Annotated in this window: 14 protein-coding genes; 8 read left to right on the top strand and 6 right to left on the bottom strand. The window is 63.8% G+C overall.

What is annotated here, in order from left to right; all coding sequences use genetic code 11:
• Positions 1-187 precede the first annotated feature (187 nt).
• From ACTHNE_RS21020 to pilH, 6 genes are all read left to right on the top strand, one after another.
• Positions 188-3,022, top strand: coding sequence for a 2-oxoglutarate dehydrogenase E1 component (locus ACTHNE_RS21020; protein WP_440270239.1), 2,835 nt, complete (start codon positions 188-190; stop codon positions 3,020-3,022).
• Between the two features lie 82 nt (positions 3,023-3,104).
• A complete protein-coding gene (odhB, locus tag ACTHNE_RS21015) occupies positions 3,105-4,313 on the top strand; it encodes a 2-oxoglutarate dehydrogenase complex dihydrolipoyllysine-residue succinyltransferase (RefSeq protein ID WP_440270238.1) in 1,209 nt (402 codons plus the stop codon).
• 107 nt (positions 4,314-4,420) lie between these two features.
• On the top strand, positions 4,421-5,845 hold the full coding sequence (gene lpdA, locus ACTHNE_RS21010) for a dihydrolipoyl dehydrogenase (RefSeq protein WP_440270237.1): 1,425 nt from the start codon (positions 4,421-4,423) through the stop codon (positions 5,843-5,845).
• 257 nt (positions 5,846-6,102) lie between these two features.
• Positions 6,103-6,699, top strand: coding sequence for a TIGR00730 family Rossman fold protein (locus ACTHNE_RS21005; protein ID WP_440270236.1), 597 nt, complete (start codon positions 6,103-6,105; stop codon positions 6,697-6,699).
• Positions 6,700-6,820: 121 nt separating this feature from the next.
• A complete protein-coding gene (locus ACTHNE_RS21000; RefSeq protein WP_440270235.1) occupies positions 6,821-7,816 on the top strand; it encodes a YhdH/YhfP family quinone oxidoreductase in 996 nt (331 codons plus the stop codon).
• Between the two features lie 69 nt (positions 7,817-7,885).
• On the top strand, positions 7,886-8,251 hold the full coding sequence (gene pilH, locus ACTHNE_RS20995) for a twitching motility response regulator PilH (RefSeq protein WP_440270234.1): 366 nt from the start codon (positions 7,886-7,888) through the stop codon (positions 8,249-8,251).
• Positions 8,252-8,310: 59 nt separating this feature from the next.
• Here pilH and ACTHNE_RS20990 read toward each other — a convergent pair whose 3' ends face one another.
• Both ACTHNE_RS20990 and ACTHNE_RS20985 read right to left on the bottom strand, forming a co-directional pair.
• Complete coding sequence (locus tag ACTHNE_RS20990) at positions 8,311-9,210, bottom strand: DnaJ C-terminal domain-containing protein (RefSeq protein WP_440270233.1); 900 nt, start codon at positions 9,208-9,210, stop codon at positions 8,311-8,313.
• Between the two features lie 219 nt (positions 9,211-9,429).
• Positions 9,430-9,882: an Hsp20/alpha crystallin family protein gene (locus ACTHNE_RS20985; RefSeq protein ID WP_440270232.1), complete on the bottom strand. Its 453-nt coding sequence runs from the start codon at positions 9,880-9,882 to the stop codon at positions 9,430-9,432.
• 136 nt (positions 9,883-10,018) lie between these two features.
• Here ACTHNE_RS20985 and ACTHNE_RS20980 point away from each other — a divergent pair, with 136 nt between their 5' ends.
• On the top strand, positions 10,019-10,531 hold the full coding sequence (locus ACTHNE_RS20980) for a peroxiredoxin (RefSeq protein ID WP_324946395.1): 513 nt from the start codon (positions 10,019-10,021) through the stop codon (positions 10,529-10,531).
• A 127-nt stretch (positions 10,532-10,658) separates the two neighbouring features.
• A complete protein-coding gene (locus ACTHNE_RS20975; RefSeq protein WP_324946393.1) occupies positions 10,659-10,946 on the top strand; it encodes a hypothetical protein in 288 nt (95 codons plus the stop codon).
• Positions 10,947-11,033: 87 nt separating this feature from the next.
• Here ACTHNE_RS20975 and gyrA read toward each other — a convergent pair whose 3' ends face one another.
• The 4 genes from gyrA to phaC form a co-directional block, all read right to left on the bottom strand.
• On the bottom strand, positions 11,034-13,637 hold the full coding sequence (gyrA, locus tag ACTHNE_RS20970) for a DNA gyrase subunit A (RefSeq protein ID WP_324946391.1): 2,604 nt from the start codon (positions 13,635-13,637) through the stop codon (positions 11,034-11,036).
• A gap of 138 nt (positions 13,638-13,775) precedes the next feature.
• Entirely contained in the window at positions 13,776-14,186 is a 411-nt protein-coding gene (locus tag ACTHNE_RS20965) for a GtrA family protein (protein WP_324946388.1), read from the bottom strand.
• A complete protein-coding gene (gene mtnA / locus ACTHNE_RS20960; protein WP_440270231.1) occupies positions 14,183-15,202 on the bottom strand; it encodes an S-methyl-5-thioribose-1-phosphate isomerase in 1,020 nt (339 codons plus the stop codon). Before mtnA ends, ACTHNE_RS20965 begins: the two co-directional genes overlap by 4 nt.
• 124 nt (positions 15,203-15,326) lie before the next feature.
• A complete protein-coding gene (phaC, locus tag ACTHNE_RS20955) occupies positions 15,327-16,397 on the bottom strand; it encodes a class III poly(R)-hydroxyalkanoic acid synthase subunit PhaC (RefSeq protein ID WP_440270230.1) in 1,071 nt (356 codons plus the stop codon).
• Between the last annotated feature and the right edge of the window lie 7 nt (positions 16,398-16,404).

Below are 16,404 nucleotides of genomic sequence, written 5' to 3'. Positions count from 1 at the left end.
CGCAGGCACCATGCCATGCCGATCCGCCGCCGCACGGCCTTGAAATCCGTGGCCACGCCGCGACCTCCAAACCGTTGTCCGGCTTGCCGCGGCGCAGCAGGCCCGGCGTATAATCGTTAAGATTGCATCGGCCCTCGTCCTTCCCCAGGCGGGCGGCCGCAAGCCTCCCTTCCCTGCCGGTGGTGACGTGAGCACGAACCTGATTCGCGAGTTTTCCGAGTCCTCCCAACTCGCCGGCGGCAACGCCGATTACGTCGAGCAGCTTTACGAGTCCTGGCTGGCCGATCCCGCGTCGGTCACGGCCGACTGGGCCGGTTACTTCGAATCGTTCAGGGGCCGCGGCAGCGATGTCCCCCATTCGGCCGCCATCGCCCGCATCGAGGCGGCGCAGCAGCAGCGCCGCGCGGCCGGCGCCCCGGTCGACGACGCCCATGCCCGCAAGCAGGCCGGCGTGCTGCGCCTGCTGACCGCCTACCGCTCGCGCGGCCACCTGGCCGCCGACCTGGACCCGCTGGGCCTGGCCAACAAGATGGAGGCGCCGGACCTGGGGCTGGCCTTCCATGGCCTCTCCGAAGCCGACCTGGACACCGAATTCGACTGTGGCACCTTCGCCGGGGGCGGCCAGCGCATGAAGCTGCGCGAGCTGTATGCGCGCTTGAAGCGCGTGTACACCAGCACGATCGGCGTGGAGTTCATGCACATCTCCGATCACGCGCAGCGCAACTGGCTCTACAGCCGGCTCGAGCAGGCCAACGGCAGCGCCGGACTGGACAAGGCCGCCAAGCAGCACCTGCTCGCCAGCCTTACCTCGGCCGAAGGACTGGAACGCTACCTGCACACCAAGTACGTGGGCCAGAAGCGCTTTTCGCTGGAAGGCGGCGACAGCCTGATCCCGATGGTCGACGACATCGTGCGTGCCGCCGGCGACAATGGCATCCGCGACGTTGTGATCGGCATGGCCCACCGCGGTCGCCTGAATGTGCTGGTGAACATCCTCGGCAAGCCGCCGAAGACGCTGTTCAACGAGTTCGAAGGCATCTTCGAGCATCACGAGGACGACCCGGCCCACTCCGGCGACGTGAAGTACCACATGGGCTTCTCCGCCGACGTGCGCACGCCCAAGGGCGGCGTGCACGTGGCGCTGGCGTTCAACCCATCGCACCTTGAAATCGTCAACCCAGTGGTGGCCGGTTCCGTGCATGCGCGCCAGGTGCGCCGCAAGGATACCGAGCGCACCAAGTCGTTCGCCGTGCTGATCCACGGCGATGCCGCGCTGGCCGGCCAGGGCGTGAACATGGAACTGTTCAACATGTCGCAGGCGCGCGGCTTCAGGATCGGCGGCACGCTGCACATCGCGGTGAACAACCAGGTAGGGTTCACCACCTCCAATCCGCAGGACGCCCGCTCCACGCTGTACTGCACCGACGTGATCAAGATGATCAACAGCCCGGTGTTCCACGTGAACGGCGACGATCCGGAAGCGGTGATCCAGGCCACCCGCCTCGCCTACGACTTCCGCAAGACCTTCCGCAAAGATGTGATGCTCGACCTGGTGTGCTACCGCCGCCACGGCCACAACGAAGCGGACGAACCGGCCGCCACCCAGCCGGTGATGTACCAGATCATCCGCAAGCGCCCGACCACGCGCGAACTCTACGCGCAGCAATTGGTGAAGGAAGGCGTGCTCGCCGACGGCGACGCTTCGAGACTGGCCGAGGATTACCGCAACCGCCTGGAAGCTGGCGCGGCGATGACCGACCTGCATCCGTCGCTCACCAAGGACGTGGAAGTGGACTGGGGCCAGTTCATCGGCGGCAAGCTGTCCACGCCGTGCAACACCACGGTGGCGAAGAAGAAACTGCTGGAACTGGCCCGCCGCATTCTGGAACTGCCGCAGGATCTCACCCTGCATTCACGCGTTTCCAAAATTTACGACGACCGCCGCAAGATGGCCGCCGGCGAGCTGCCGGGCGATTGGGGCTTTGCCGAAAACCTCGCCTACGCCACGCTGATCGACGAAGGCCACAACCTGCGCATGGTCGGCCAGGACGCCGGCCGCGGCACCTTCTTCCACCGCCATGCGGTGCTGCATGACCAGAAGGATGGCCACACCTACCTGCCGCTGGCCACGCTGCGTCCGGATGCGAACGTCGAGGTGATCGACTCGCTGCTCAGTGAAGAGGCGGTGATGGGCTTCGAATACGGCCACGCCACCACCGATCCGTACACGCTCAACATCTGGGAAGCGCAGTTCGGCGACTTCGCCAACGGTGCGCAGGTGGTGATCGACCAGTTCATCAGCTCCGGCGAAGCCAAATGGGATCGCCTGTGCGGCCTTGCGTTGTTCCTGCCGCATGGTTACGAAGGCCAGGGTCCGGAGCATTCCTCTGCGCGCCTGGAGCGCTTCCTGCAGCTGTGCGCGCTGGACAACATGCAGGTGTGCGTGCCGACCACGCCGGCGCAGGATTTCCACATGATCCGCCGCCAGATGCTGCGCCCGGTGCGCAAGCCGCTGATCGTGATGACGCCCAAGTCGCTGCTGCGCCACAAGCTGGCCGTCTCCACGCTGGACGAGCTGGCCGAAGGCAGCTTCCAGCTGGTGATTGGCGAGCATCGCGAGCTGCCGGCGAAGAAGGTCAAGCGTGTGGTGCTGTGCGCGGGCAAGGTCTACTACGACCTCTTGGAAGAATCGGAGAAGCGCGGCATCAACGACGTGGCCATCGTGCGCGTGGAGCAGCTCTATCCGTTTCCGCGTCCGGAAGTGGTCACCGAACTGGAAAAATATGCTGCCGCCAAGGAAGTGATCTGGTGCCAGGAAGAGCCGATGAACCAGGGCGCATGGTTCCAGATCCGCCATCACCTGCAGGCTTGCGTCAACAACAAGCAGAGTCTTTCCTACGCTGGCCGCGCGCGTTCGCCCGCGCCGGCCGCAGGTCATCTCAACGATCACGTCGCCGAACAGGCCGCGCTGGTCGAACAGGCGCTGGTCGCGCCGGTCGGTCCCGATCACTCAGCAGAATAATCCATTTAAAAGTGCGGTCGGGATGACCGCTTTTTGACTTTCGCGCTCATGGATGAGCGCTTAACCAAAGGCTCCTTAGATCATGTCCACCGAAGTCAAAGTCCCCGTTCTGCCCGAGTCCGTCTCCGACGCCACCATCGCCACTTGGCACAAGAAGGCCGGCGAGCCGGTCAAGCGCGATGAAAACCTGGTCGACCTGGAAACCGACAAGGTCGTGCTGGAAGTGCCCGCGCCGGTCGATGGCGTGCTGAAGGAAATCAAGTTCCAGGCCGGCGACACGGTGACCAGCCAGCAGGTGATCGCGGTGATCGAGGAAGGCGCCGTGGCTGCGGCTCCTGCCCCTGCCCCTGCCCCTGCCCCTGCTCCGGCTGCTGCCGCCCCCGCACCGGCCGCTGCCGCTCCGCAAGCCGCCGCCAAGGGCGCCGAAAATCTCTCGCCCGCCGGCCTGCGCGTCGCGACGGAAGAAAAGATCGACGTGTCCAAGGTTGCCGGCACCGGCCGCGATGGCCGCGTCACCAAGGAAGACCTGGTCACCTACGGCAAGGGTGGCGCTCCCGCCGCTGCGCCGTCGGCCGCGCCGACGCCGGGCGCCCGTCCGGAAGAACGCGTGCCGATGACGCGCATCCGCGCGCGCATCGCCGAGCGCCTGATGCAGTCGAAGAACTCGATCGCGATGCTCACCTCGTTCAACGAAGTGAACCTCGCCGAAGTCACCAAGATGCGCAAGACGCTGGGCGAACAGTTCGAAAAGGCCAACGGCGTGAAGCTCGGCTTCATGAGCTTCTTCGTGAAGGCCGCGGCCGAAGCGCTGAAGCGCCATCCGATCATCAATGCCTCGGTCGACGGCAACGACATCGTCTATCACGGCTACCAGGACATCTCCATCGCCGTGGCCACCGACAAGGGCCTGGTGACGCCGGTGCTGCGCGACGTGCAGACCATGAGCTTCGCCGACGTCGAGCGCAGCATCGCCGCGTACGCCAAGAAGGCGCGCGAAGGCAAGCTGGGCCTGGATGACCTGCAGGGCGGCACCTTCACCATCACCAACGGCGGCACCTTCGGCTCGCTGCTGTCCACGCCGATCGTCAACCCGCCGCAGAGCGCGATCTTAGGCATGCACACCATCAAGGAACGCGCCATCGTCGAGAACGGCCAGGTGATCGCCGCGCCGATGATGTACCTGGCGATCAGCTACGACCATCGCATCATCGACGGCAAGGACGCGGTGCTGTTCCTGGTCGATATCAAGAACCAGCTTGAGAATCCGCAGCGGATGCTGCTGGGCATGTAATTGCCCGCGGCCGGGGCGCACTCGCGTGCAGCCCTGGCCGCCCTCTTTCGAAATCCCTCACGCGCCGCCATATACGGCACGATCCCGCTCCCTAGGAAACGCAAACCATGAGCGACAAATTCGACGTCATCGTCATCGGCGCCGGCCCTGCCGGATACGTGGCCGCGATCCGCGCCGCGCAGCTCGGCCTCAAGACCGCCTGCGTGGACGCCTTCGTCGGCAAGGACGGCAAGCAAGCGCTGGGCGGCACCTGCCTCAATGTGGGTTGCATTCCCTCCAAGGCGTTGCTCGATTCGTCCAAGCAGTACTACAACCTCTCGCACAACCTGCCGGCGCATGGCATCAGCGTCGAGAATGCCAAGGTCGACCTGACCACGTTCATCGGCCGCAAGGACAAGATCGTCAAGCAGTTCACCGGCGGCATCGGCCAGCTGTTCAAGGCCAACAAGGTCACGCCGTTCTTCGGCAAGGGCAAGCTGCTCAAGGGTAACAACGTCGAGATCACCGGCAACGACGGCAGCAAGCAGACGATCAGCGCCACCAACGTGATCCTCGCTTCCGGTTCGGTGCCGATCGAGCTGCCGTTCGCCAAGTTCGACGGTAAAAACATCCTCGACAACGCCGGCGCGCTCGACATCAACGAAGTGCCCAAGCGCCTGGGCGTGATCGGCGCCGGTGTGATCGGCCTGGAACTGGGCAGCGTGTGGAACCGTCTCGGTTCGCAGGTCACCATTCTGGAAGCACTGCCGGATTTCCTCTCGGTCGCCGACGCGGACATCGCGAAGATCGCCAAGAAGGAATTCGAAAAGCAGAACCTCACCATCAAGCTCGGCGCCAAGCTCACCAAGGCCGAGGTGAAGAAGAATGAAGTCGTGCTGTCGTACGAAGACAAGGACGGCGCACACGAACTCACCGTCGATAAGCTGCTGGTGGCCGTCGGCCGCCGCGCCTACACCGAAGGCCTGCTGGCCGACGACACCGGCGTGAAGCTGGACGAGCGCGGCCGCATCGTAGTGGACGAACACAACCACACCGGCGTGGACGGCGTGTGGGCGATCGGCGACGCCGTGCGCGGCCCGATGCTGGCGCACAAGGGCTCCGAGGAAGGTGTGGCAGTGGCCGAGTGGATCGCCGGCAAGGCCGGCCACGTGAACCTGGACACGGTGCCGTGGGTGATCTACACCGAACCGGAAATCGCCTGGGCCGGCAAGACCGAGAAGGAACTGAAGGACGCCGGCGTGCCTTACAAAGTCGGCACCTTCCCGTTCGCCGCCATCGGCCGCGCCGTGGCCATGAACGAAGCGATCGGCCAGGTGAAGGTAATCGCCCATGCCGAAACCGACCGCCTGCTAGGCGTGCACATGGTCGGCCCGGGCGTGTCCGAGCTGATCGCCGAGTGCGTGGTGGCGATGGAATTCAAGGGCTCCGCCGAAGACCTGGCGCGCATCGTCCACGCTCACCCGACGCTGTCGGAAGCTGTGCACGAAGCGGCACTGTCGGTGGACAAGCGCGCGATTCACAAGGGCAATTGAAGCCAGGATGGCTTCACCCTGGACAGCACATGGATGTGCGACGATCCAGGGTCCAGCGGCCCGCTCGTGGCGACATGAGCGGGTCGTCTTGTTTCAACTATTTGGCATTTTCACCGCCGTCATTCCGGCGAAAGCCGGAATCCAGTCCAAATACGCGTCCGAAGGACACAAAACCGGTTTTGAGTGCTTCGCACGACGTATTGAAACTGGATCCGGCTTTCGCCGGAATGACGAGCTAGAAGCGAGCCCATCGATCCATGCCCCACCCCACCGCCCTCTGCGTCTACTGCGGCTCCCAAAGCGGCCATCATCCGATCTACGTCGAAACCGCCCACGCCTTCGGCCTGGAACTGGCCAGGCGCGGCATCACCCTGGTGTATGGCGGCGGGAAGGTCGGCCTGATGGGCACGGTCGCCAATGCCGCACTGGCCGGCGGCGGCAAGGTGGTCGGGGTGATTCCGCGCCAGCTGGTCGATCGCGAAGTGGCGCATACCGGGCTGAGCGACCTAGTCGTGGTCGACACCATGCATCAACGCAAGACGCGCATGTATGAACTCTCCGATGCGTTCGTCGCCCTGCCCGGCGGCTTCGGCACCATGGACGAGATGTTCGAGATGCTCACCTGGGCGCAACTCGGGCTGCATCGCTACCCGTGCGCGTTTCTCGATACGCACGGCTATTACGCTCATCTGCGCAACATGATGAATCACATGGTCGCCGAAGGCTTTGTCGCGCAAGGTCGGCGCGATAGTGTCTGGTTCGGCGATTCGCTGGATGAGCTATTCGAGTGGATGGCACGCGATCAAGCCGTGCTTGCGCCGCACGGCATCGATAGCTCCAGCATAAAGGCGTGATGTACGGGAATCGTCAATCGAGAATCGTAAATAGCGAACAAGGGACTGCCCGCGAACGTGCTGGCTACCGCTCCAGATTCCCGATTGACGACCCCCGATTGACGATTCACGGAGCCAACCTATGACGACCTTCCACGCCTTCCGCATTCACAACGACGCCCACGGTTACCGCGGCGGCGTCGAAACGATGCATGCCGATGCATTGAGTCCCGGCGAAGTGCTGGTGAACGTGGCTTATTCGTCGGTGAATTACAAAGACGCGCTTGCCGGTACCGGCAAGGGCAAGATCCTGCGCCAATATCCGCTCAACGGCGGCATCGACGCGGCAGGCGTCGTGGTCGCATCGACCGACGCGCTGTTCAAGGAAGGCGATGCGGTGCTGTGCACCGGTAGCGGACTTTCCGAAACACGCGATGGCGGTTACGCCCAATACATCCGTCTGCCTTCGCAATGGGTGATTCCGCTGCCGGATGGCCTGACGCTGCGTGAAAGCATGATCCTGGGCACGGCCGGCTTCACGGCGGCGCTGGCCTTGTTGCGCATGCAGGACAACCGCCAGACGCCCGCGCTGGGTCCCATTGCCGTCAGCGGTGCCAGCGGCGGCGTGGGCATGCTGGCGATCGACATCTTCACGCGCGCCGGCTACGAGGTGCATGCCATCAGCGGCAAGCCTGCGCATTTCGATTTTCTGCGCGAGCTTGGCGCCGCCGAATGCATCGATCGCCATCAACTGGTCTTCAGCGGCAAGCCGATGGATTCGGCACGCTTCGGCGGTGCGCTGGATAACGTTGGCGGCCCTATGCTGGCCGGCCTGCTGCCGCTGATCGTGCCTTACGGCAATGTCGCCATCTGCGGCAATGCCGGCGGCGTCGGCTTCGAAAGCACGGTCATGCCGTTCATCATCCGCGGCGCCAGTCTGCTCGGCATCGCCTCGGCCGGTACCGCCCGCGATATTCGCGGCCAGCTATGGCACCATCTCGCCAGCGACTGGAAACCGCGCCATCTCGGTCGAATCGCTACCCGGGAAGTGACGCTGGAACAGTTGCCGGAGGTGTTCGAGCGTATGCTGGCAGGCGATTCCTTCGGGCGCACGATTGTGCGTGTAGGTCACGTTTGACGCCGTTCGCGCTTGGAAGCGCCGTCGCCGCGACATAGAATTAACGAAACGACTAGGGGATTCCCACGCATGGCACGCATTCTGATCGTCGACGATTCTCCGTCGCAGCTTCTCGGTATCAAACGCATCGTCGAGAAGCTCGGCCACGAAACGCTGACCGCCGAAGACGGTGCCCAGGGCGTCGAGGTGGCGCGCAAGGAAAAGCCGGCCTTGATCCTGATGGACGTGGTCATGCCCAACCTCAACGGCTTCCAGGCCACGCGCACGATCAGCAAGGACCCGGAAACGGCGCATATTCCGATCGTGCTGGTCACCACGAAGGATCAGGAAACCGACAAGGTGTGGGGTTTGCGCCAGGGCGCGAAGGCCTACGTCACCAAGCCGATCAAGGAAGAAGAACTGATCGGGGTGCTGAAGAAACTGCTGCCCGCCTGATTGGCCGTCCAAGCCGATGCAAGAACAAAACGGCGCCTCGAAGGCGCCGTTTTTCATGTTCACTGCCGCGGATCGTACTGCGCGAACTGCGTGCGCAAGGCCTCGTAGGCCTGGCGCTGTGCATCGCTGTCGGGCAGCGGCACCCGGATCGACACTTCCACCAGTTGATCGCCCGGCGGCTGCCCCGGCAGGCCGCGTCCTTTCAGGCGCAGCTTGCGCCCTGACTGCGTGCCGGCGGGAATACGCAGATCCACCGCGCCGGCCAGGGTCGGCACCGGCACCGTCGCACCCAGCGCCGCTTCCCACGGGCTGACCGGCAGCACGTGCAGGACGTTGCGGCCATCCAGCTTGAAGCGTGCATCGTCGCGGATGCCCACTTCCAGCAGCAGGTCGCCACTGGGTCCGCCGCCCCCGCCGGAATGGCCCTGGCCACTCAACCGGATTACCTGCCCCGGCTGGATGCCGGCGGGAATCTTCACTTCCAGCACGCGCTCCTGACCGCTGCCGTCATCCAGGCTCAGGCGCGTGCGGCCGCCGCTGAAGGCGGTCTGCAGATCGATCTGCACCTGCGCATGCACGTCACGCCCCTGGCGCGCGCGCGGCGCGTGCCGGCCACCGGCGGATGCACGACCGAACAGGCTCTCGAAGAAATCGCTGAAATCGCCGTCACCGGCGTCACCAAAATCGAAACCCTGGCCCTGCCCCCAGTTCGGCGGCGGACGGAATTGCTCGCCCGGACGATAACCGCCCGCGCGCAGCTGATCGTAGGCGCGGCGCTTTTGCGGATCGCGCAGCACTTCGTTGGCTTCGTTCACCGCCTTGAATTTTTCTTCCGCGCCGGCGTCCTTGTTCTTGTCCGGATGGTATTTGCGCGCAAGCTTGCGATAGGCCGCCTTGATGTCGGCCTCGCTGGCATCGGTCTTTACGCCCAGAACGTCGTAATAATCTTTGAATTCCACTGCCACTCCTTTATCGGATGCGCCGGGAAAATGCGATGCACTTTCCTGGCCCGCCAAGCTTGGCATATGCGCCTGCCTGGCGGCGCGAGTCGAAAATCTTCAACGTGCCCGATTCGCGCCAAGCCGTTGCTCGACGTCCCACTGACGAACCAGCACGAACGGCCCGCCGCGGATCATCGTCCGCGGCGAGCCGTGTACGCAACATCGCGCGATGGGTGCTTACTGCGCCGTGTTGATGGTGATGCGGCGCGCCGCCTGTTCCGGCCGCTTCGGAATCACAATCTGCAGAACACCGTGCTTGCCGTGCGCGCTGATGCCGTCGGCGTCGGCGCTATCGGGCAGCGCGAAGCGGCGATGGAAGCTGCCGTGCGAGCGCTCGATGCGCGTGAAACGGCCGTTCTGTTCGCTCTTCTCGACCGTGCGCTCGCCCTTGATGGCGAGGATGCCCTTTTCCATGCTCACTTCGATATCGGCCGGGTCCACGCCCGGTACGTCGACGAAGATCACGAAGCGCTGGTCTTCCTCCTTGATGTCCACGCGCGGCGCCCACTGGCTGGTGACCACGTTGGACCCATCGCTTTCTTCGTTCTGGAAGAAACGCTCGAACGCCTGGCGGATGTCGGCCGGGAAGGCGCTGGTGGTGGTCCAGAGATTGTTGCGATTGGTATTCATGACTGTGCTCCTCCGATAGGTGCGGGGTGCCCGCCTGACAGCCACATAAGTGCCCCGGAAAAAGTTTCAAGGCGACAAGCCCGCGAACCCGGCGCTACCATGGCCGGCGTTTAGCGAACGCTTCAGGGACGCGCTCATGACCATCCAGATAGGGCAAAGCCTGCCGGACGTGCCGGTCGCCGTGACCGAGGCCGACACCGACATCCTGCGCACCACCACGACGCCCCTGTTCGCTGGCCGCAAGGTGGTGCTGGTCAGTGTGCCGGGCGCATTTACGCCCACCTGCTCGGAGCGCCACCTGCCCGGTTACGTCAGGCACTACGAGGCCTTCAAGGCGCGCGGTATCGAGGTGTACTGCATGGCGGTGAACGACGCCTACGTGATGAAGGCCTGGGGCGCGTCCCAGCATGCGCCGGCTGGCTTGAAGCTGCTGGCTGACGGCAATGGCGCCTTCACCAAGGCGCTGGGGCTGGAAATGGACGGCAGCGCTTATGGCATGGGCCTGCGCTCGCGCCGTTTTGCGCTGTATGCGGAAAATGGCGTCGTGCGGCAGTTGCATGTGGAAAGCCCTGGCGAACTGCGCGTGAGCACGGCCGAAGCCATGCTCGACGCTGTACCGCAGGAAATCCTACAAACTGGCGAGAGTTAGATCACAACCACGATAAGAAATCTCCTACAAATTGATCGCAAGGGCGTCACCGCCCCGGCGGTTCGGGCACGCCCAGCCCGTTTGCACGGAAGCAGCACGCACTGGCCGGGCATGCAGGAGATTTCGCATGAAGCATCGCAATTTGTTCGTGCCACTCATCCTGGCCGGCGTTTTTTCGGCCTCGATCCAATCCGCCCCATTCAAGGCCAGCGGCATGATCCATTTCACTGGCGCCGTGGTCGCCCCCACCAGCGTGCCGATCGCCACACGGATGCCGCTGCACGCGGATCCGGGCCAGTCGGTCACGATCGAGCCTCTGGCGCAGGCGCGCACCCGGCTTGCGAGTGAATTGCTGGACTATTACGCGCAGTATGCGAGGCCGCAGAGCCAGCTGGTCACCACGGCGTATCAGTGATTGCGCATTTGACCTGAAACACGGTCCGCGTTGAAAGCAAAAGCCCCGGAAAACCGGGGCTTTTGCATAGAGACGCAGCGATCGCGCTTATTCGCCGGCGGGCGCTTCGTCCGGAACGTCCGGGGTCGGCGGAACATCACCGACGATCTCGGCCTCATCGCCATTGCCCTCGTCGGCATCCAGGCGCACTACGCTGACCAGCGATTCCTCGGCGGGCAGACGGATGAGCGTGACGCCCTGCGTGTTGCGGCCAAGCTGCGACACTTCCATCGCGCGCGTACGCACCAGCGTGCCCTGGTTGGAAATCAGCATCAGCTCGTGCTTGTCGGCCACCTGTGCGGCCGCCACCAATGCGCCGTTGCGCTCGGAGCACTGGATGCCGATCACGCCTTGCGTGCCGCGCCCCTTCTTCGGGAACTCCTCGAGCTGGGTGCGCTTGCCGTAGCCGCGTTCGGTGGCGGTAAGAATGTCGCCCTCCTGCGCCACGATCAGCGATACCAGCTTGGCGTTGTCGGTGAGCTTCATGCCGCGCACGCCGGTGGCGGTACGGCCCATCGGACGCACTTCGCTTTCGTCGAAACGCACCACCTTGCCGTTCGATGCAAACAGCAGCACGTCACTGTTGCCGTCGGTGATCACCACGCCGACCAGTGCATCGCCTTCTTCCAGGTTGATGGCGATCTTGCCCTTCTGCAGCTGGTATTCGAATTCGGTGAGCGGGGTTTTCTTCACCGTGCCTTCGGCGGTGGCGAAGAACACGTAGCGGTCCGCGCTGTATTCGTGCACCGGGAGCACCGCCTGCACCTTTTCGCCTTCGGCCAGCGGCAACAGGTTCACCATCGGCTTGCCGCGCGCGTTCGGGCCGGCGTCCGGCATCTGGTACACCTTCAGCCAATACACGCGGCCGGTGCTGGTGAACGTAAGCAGCGTGTCGTGTGTGTTCACCACCCACAACTGCTCGACGAAATCCTCTTCTTTCAATGCAGACGCGGAACGGCCCTTGCCGCCACGGCGCTGCGCGCGATAGGTGCTGGTGGGCTGGCGCTTCACGTAGCCGGCGTGCGAGAGCGTGACTACCACGTCTTCCGGCGCGATCAGGTCGAGCACGTTGAGATCTTCCTGCGACGGCTGGATCTCGGTGCGGCGCGCGTCGCCGAATTCGGCCTTGATCACTTCCAGCTCGTCGCGGATCACGGAGAGCAAACGTGCGGGATCTTCCAGGATCTGGATCAGCGCACGGATGGCCTCGAGGATTTCACGGTATTCGTCGGAAAGCTTTTCCTGCTCCAGCCCAGTGAGGCGATGCAGGCGCATGGCGAGGATTTCCTGCGCCTGCGTTTCGGAAAGCTGATAACCGTCGGCCTTGAGGCCATCGCGCGGGTCCATGTCTTCCGGACGCGAGGCTTCCGCACCGGCGGCCTGCAGCAGCGATGCCACCATACCCGGCTGCCACTTGCGCGCCACCATGCGTTCGCGCGCTTCCTGCGGCGAAGCAGAGGTCTTGATCAGCTCGATCATCTCGTCGATGTTGGCGAGCGCGACGGTGAGGCCTTCCAGGATATGCGCGCGGGCGCGGGCCTTGCGCAGTTCGAAAATCGTGCGACGCGTAACGACTTCACGGCGATGGCGAATGAACGCCTCGAGGATTTCCTTGAGGTTGAGCGTGCGCGGCTGGCCATCGACCAGCGCCACCATGTTGATGCCGAAGGTGACCTGCAGCTGGGTCTGCTGGAACAGGTTGTTGAGCACCACATCGGCCATCGCATCGCGACGAATCTCGATGACGATGCGCATGCCGTCCTTGTCGGACTCGTCGCGCAGTTCGGAGATACCTTCGAGGCGCTTTTCCTTTACCAGCTCGGCGATCTTCTCGATCAGGCGCGCCTTGTTCACCTGGTACGGCAGCTCGTGGACGAGGATCGTCTCGCGGCCGTTGGATTCGGTTTCGATCTCGGTGCGCGCACGCACCAGGATGCGGCCGCGGCCGGTGCGATACGCCTCGATGATGCCGGCGGCGCCATTGATGATGCCGGCGGTGGGGAAATCCGGGCCCGGAATATGCGACATCAATTCGTCGACGCTGAGTTCCGGGTTGTCGATCAGCGCGATGGTCGCGGCGATCACTTCGGTGAGATTGTGCGGCGGCACGTTGGTGGCCATGCCCACCGCGATACCGGCCGAACCGTTCACCAGCAGGTTCGGCACGCGCGTGGGCAGTACCAGCGGTTCCTGCTCGCTTTCGTCGTAGTTGGGGCCGAAGTCGACGGTTTCCTTGTCGATGTCGGCGAGCAGTTCGTGCGTGAGGCGCGCCATGCGCACCTCGGTGTAACGCATCGCCGCCGCGTTGTCGCCGTCGACCGAACCGAAGTTGCCTTGGCCATCGACCAGCATGTAGCGCAGCGAGAACGGCTGGGCCATGCGCACGATCGCGTCGTAGACCGATGCGTCGCCATGCGGATGGTATTTACCGATCACGTCACCGACGACGCGGGCGGATTTCTTGTAGGGCTTGTTGTAGGCGTTGCCGAGTTCGTTCATGGCGAACAGCACGCGCCGATGCACGGGCTTCAAACCATCACGGACATCTGGGAGGGCGCGTCCCACGATCACGCTCATGGCGTAATCGAGGTAGCTCTGGCGCATTTCGTCTTCGATATTGACGCGAATGACTTCTTTGGCGAGCTCTGCCATCAATAGGCTTCCCTGGTAACGAATAAGTGCACCGAGACAGGCGCCAAGGGCGCTAGTCGGCGAGGGTCAGGCGGTAGTTTGCAATTGTATCACAGAGGGCTTTGGAAAGGCCCGAATTGTGCCTTTCCAATCAAGGAGTTAGGAGCCTGTTTTGGGGCGACGGAAAAGCAGCGTGCGGGCGCTGACGAAATTGACGAACGCGGCGAAAATCGAGCCCACGCCGACCGCCAGCGCCGGCCACCGATGCCAGCTGGGAAAGGCCATCAGGCAGACCACGTAGGCGATGTAATTCACCGCCGCGCCACCGCTCATCAAGGCCATCCAGTGCAGCCATTCCACCATCAGCGAGCGCCCGCTGTGGCGCGCGGCGAAGGTCTGGCTGCGGTTCCACCACCAGGTGACGGTGGCCGCGACAAGGAAGGAAATCACGCGGCCGGCGTAAGGATTGAAGTGCGCGAAACTCACCAGACTCTGCACGATGCCCGCATCGACGACGAAGCCCAGCGCTCCGCCGATCGCAAACAGCATCACTTCGTGCCGCAGCCTCATGCGGCGAAGACGGCCTGCATGCGCTCGAGCGTGGGATGTTCGATCACGCCGCGCTCGGTGACGATGGCGTCGATCAACGCAGCCGGCGTCACGTCGAACACCGGATTCCAGGCCTGCGCGCCTTCGACCACGGTGCGACGGCCCGCCGTGCTGAGCAGCTCGGCAGCATCACGCAGTTCGATGTCGATGTCCTCGCCCGAGGCCGTCGCCATGTCGACCGTGGACGACGGCGCCACCACCATGAACTTCACGCCGTGATGGCGCGCGGCGATGGCGAGCTGATACGTACCGATCTTGTTGGCGGTATCGCCATTGGCGGCGATGCGATCGGCGCCGACGATCACCCATTTCACCTCGCCCGCCTTCATCAGGTGCGAGGCGGCTGAATCGGCGATCAGCTTGGCCGGGATGCCGTCACGCACCAGCTCCCACATGGTCAGGCGCGCACCCTGCTGCCAGGGACGCGTTTCGCCGGCATAAACGTGGTCGATGCGCCCGGCAGCAACACCTGCGCGGATCACGCCCAGCGCCGTGCCATAGCCGGAGGTGGCCAGCGAGCCGGTGTTGCAGTGGGTCATCACGGCCGAACCCGGCGCGATCAAGGCTGCTCCCAGTTCGCCCATGTGGCGGTTGGCGGCCAGGTCCTCGTCCTGGATAAGTTGCGCTTCACGTTCCAGCGCAGCCGTATCCGCGCCTGCAGCGATACGTGCTTTCATGCGGTCCAGCGCCCACATCAGGTTCACCGCGGTGGGACGCGCCGCGCGCAATTGGGCCAGCGCCTGTTCCATCGGCGCGCCCTGCTGCGCGGCAAGCACCACGCCCCAGGCTGCGGCGATGCCGATTGCCGGAGCGCCGCGCACGGCGAGGTCCTTGATGGCATGAATGACCGCCGCGTAGTCGCGGCAATCCAGCCAGGTTTCTTCGGCGGGCAGCAGGCGCTGGTCGAGCAGGCGCAGATGATCGCCACGCCATTGCACGGCGCGGATGGTGTCGTGAGCGGAAGCAGGATTTGTCATCGCGATAGTTTATCGGATGACGCTGTCATGCGGCGTCACAGTCCGGACGAAACCCGTTGGGGTGCCAATCCCAACGTCGTGATATCTGGATGGATCGATGTTGGGGTTTGCACCCCAACCTACTTCAGCCGCCGCGCGCGCGCAGCCACTGGTGGATCGCTGGGGCGACTTCGCGCTGCGCGCGACCGGACACGTAGATACCGATGTGTCCGCCCTTGAAGGCCAGCTCGGTGTAGTCGGTGGTGCCGACGTGCTTTTGCAGCGCGCGCGAGGCGTCCGGTGGCACCAGGTGATCCTGCGTTGCGTAGATGTTGAACACTGGCTGGGTGATCATGCCCAAGTCCACCGGTTGCTTGCCGATCTGCAGATCGCCCTTGATCAATTTGTTCTGCTGGAAGAAGCCTTTGATGAATTCGCGGAATGCCTCGCCGGCCTGGTCGGGCGAATCGAAGATCCAGCGTTCCATGCGCAGGAAGTTTTTTAGTTCCGCGGGATTGTCGAGGATGTCGACCATGCTCACGTACTTCTGCTGGTTCAGGCGCAGCGGCTTGAGCATCAGGTACACCCAGTTCATCAGCTCCGCGGGAATGTTGCCCAGTGTGTCGACGAACAGGTCGACATCCATGCTCTGCACCCAATGCGAGAGCATGTTGTCGGGCGTGCGGAAATCCACCGGCGTCACCATGGTGACAAGGTTCTTCACCTTCTCCGGGTGCATGGCGGTGTAGCACAGGGAGAACGTCCCGCCCTGGCAGATGCCAAGCAGGTTGATGGCGTCCAGACCGTGGCGCTTGCAGATGGCGTCCACGGCGCGGTCCAGATAACCGTTGAGATAATCGTCCAGCGTCAGCCAGCGGTCGGCGCCGTCGGGATAGCCCCAGTCGACCAGGTATACGTCTTCGCCTTGCTCGAGCAGATTGCGCACCAGCGAGCGGTCTTCCTGCAGGTCGGTCATCCACACGGTGTTGACCAGTGCGTACACGATCAGCGTCGGCACCTTGGCGGTGGGCTTGTGGTTGCCCTTCATGTGCCAGACGGTGAGCTTGTCTTCGCGATACACCGCTTCGCGCGGCGTATTGGCGTAATCCTGTTCGCCCAGGCCATAGAGGTTCTGCAGGCCGGCGGCCAGCTTGCGCTGGAAGGCGGCGATTTCGTTGAAGGCCTGCTGCGGATCGATATGCAACGGATTCTGCATGCTGGCT

The organism is Dyella sp. (assembly GCF_051954575.1).
Lineage (GTDB): Bacteria > Pseudomonadota > Gammaproteobacteria > Xanthomonadales > Rhodanobacteraceae > Dyella_B.
This window is presented reverse-complemented; position numbering and strand designations above follow the sequence as displayed.

Bases quoted from the DNA above. Each gene is read 5' to 3' on its own strand.
- mtnA (WP_440270231.1), bottom strand. From the start codon at position 15,202: ATGACAAATCCTGCTTCCGCTCACGACACCATCCGCGCCGTGCAATGG.
- ACTHNE_RS21000 (WP_440270235.1), top strand. From the start codon at position 6,821: ATGACGACCTTCCACGCCTTCCGCATTCACAACGACGCCCACGGTTAC.
- ACTHNE_RS21005 (WP_440270236.1), top strand. From the start codon at position 6,103: ATGCCCCACCCCACCGCCCTCTGCGTCTACTGCGGCTCCCAAAGCGGC.
- lpdA (WP_440270237.1), top strand. From the start codon at position 4,421: ATGAGCGACAAATTCGACGTCATCGTCATCGGCGCCGGCCCTGCCGGA.
- ACTHNE_RS20985 (WP_440270232.1), bottom strand. From the start codon at position 9,882: ATGAATACCAATCGCAACAATCTCTGGACCACCACCAGCGCCTTCCCG.
- gyrA (WP_324946391.1), bottom strand. From the start codon at position 13,637: ATGGCAGAGCTCGCCAAAGAAGTCATTCGCGTCAATATCGAAGACGAA.
- odhB (WP_440270238.1), top strand. From the start codon at position 3,105: ATGTCCACCGAAGTCAAAGTCCCCGTTCTGCCCGAGTCCGTCTCCGAC.
- ACTHNE_RS20965 (WP_324946388.1), bottom strand. From the start codon at position 14,186: ATGAGGCTGCGGCACGAAGTGATGCTGTTTGCGATCGGCGGAGCGCTG.
- pilH (WP_440270234.1), top strand. From the start codon at position 7,886: ATGGCACGCATTCTGATCGTCGACGATTCTCCGTCGCAGCTTCTCGGT.
- phaC (WP_440270230.1), bottom strand. From the start codon at position 16,397: ATGCAGAATCCGTTGCATATCGATCCGCAGCAGGCCTTCAACGAAATC.
- ACTHNE_RS20975 (WP_324946393.1), top strand. From the start codon at position 10,659: ATGAAGCATCGCAATTTGTTCGTGCCACTCATCCTGGCCGGCGTTTTT.
- ACTHNE_RS20980 (WP_324946395.1), top strand. From the start codon at position 10,019: ATGACCATCCAGATAGGGCAAAGCCTGCCGGACGTGCCGGTCGCCGTG.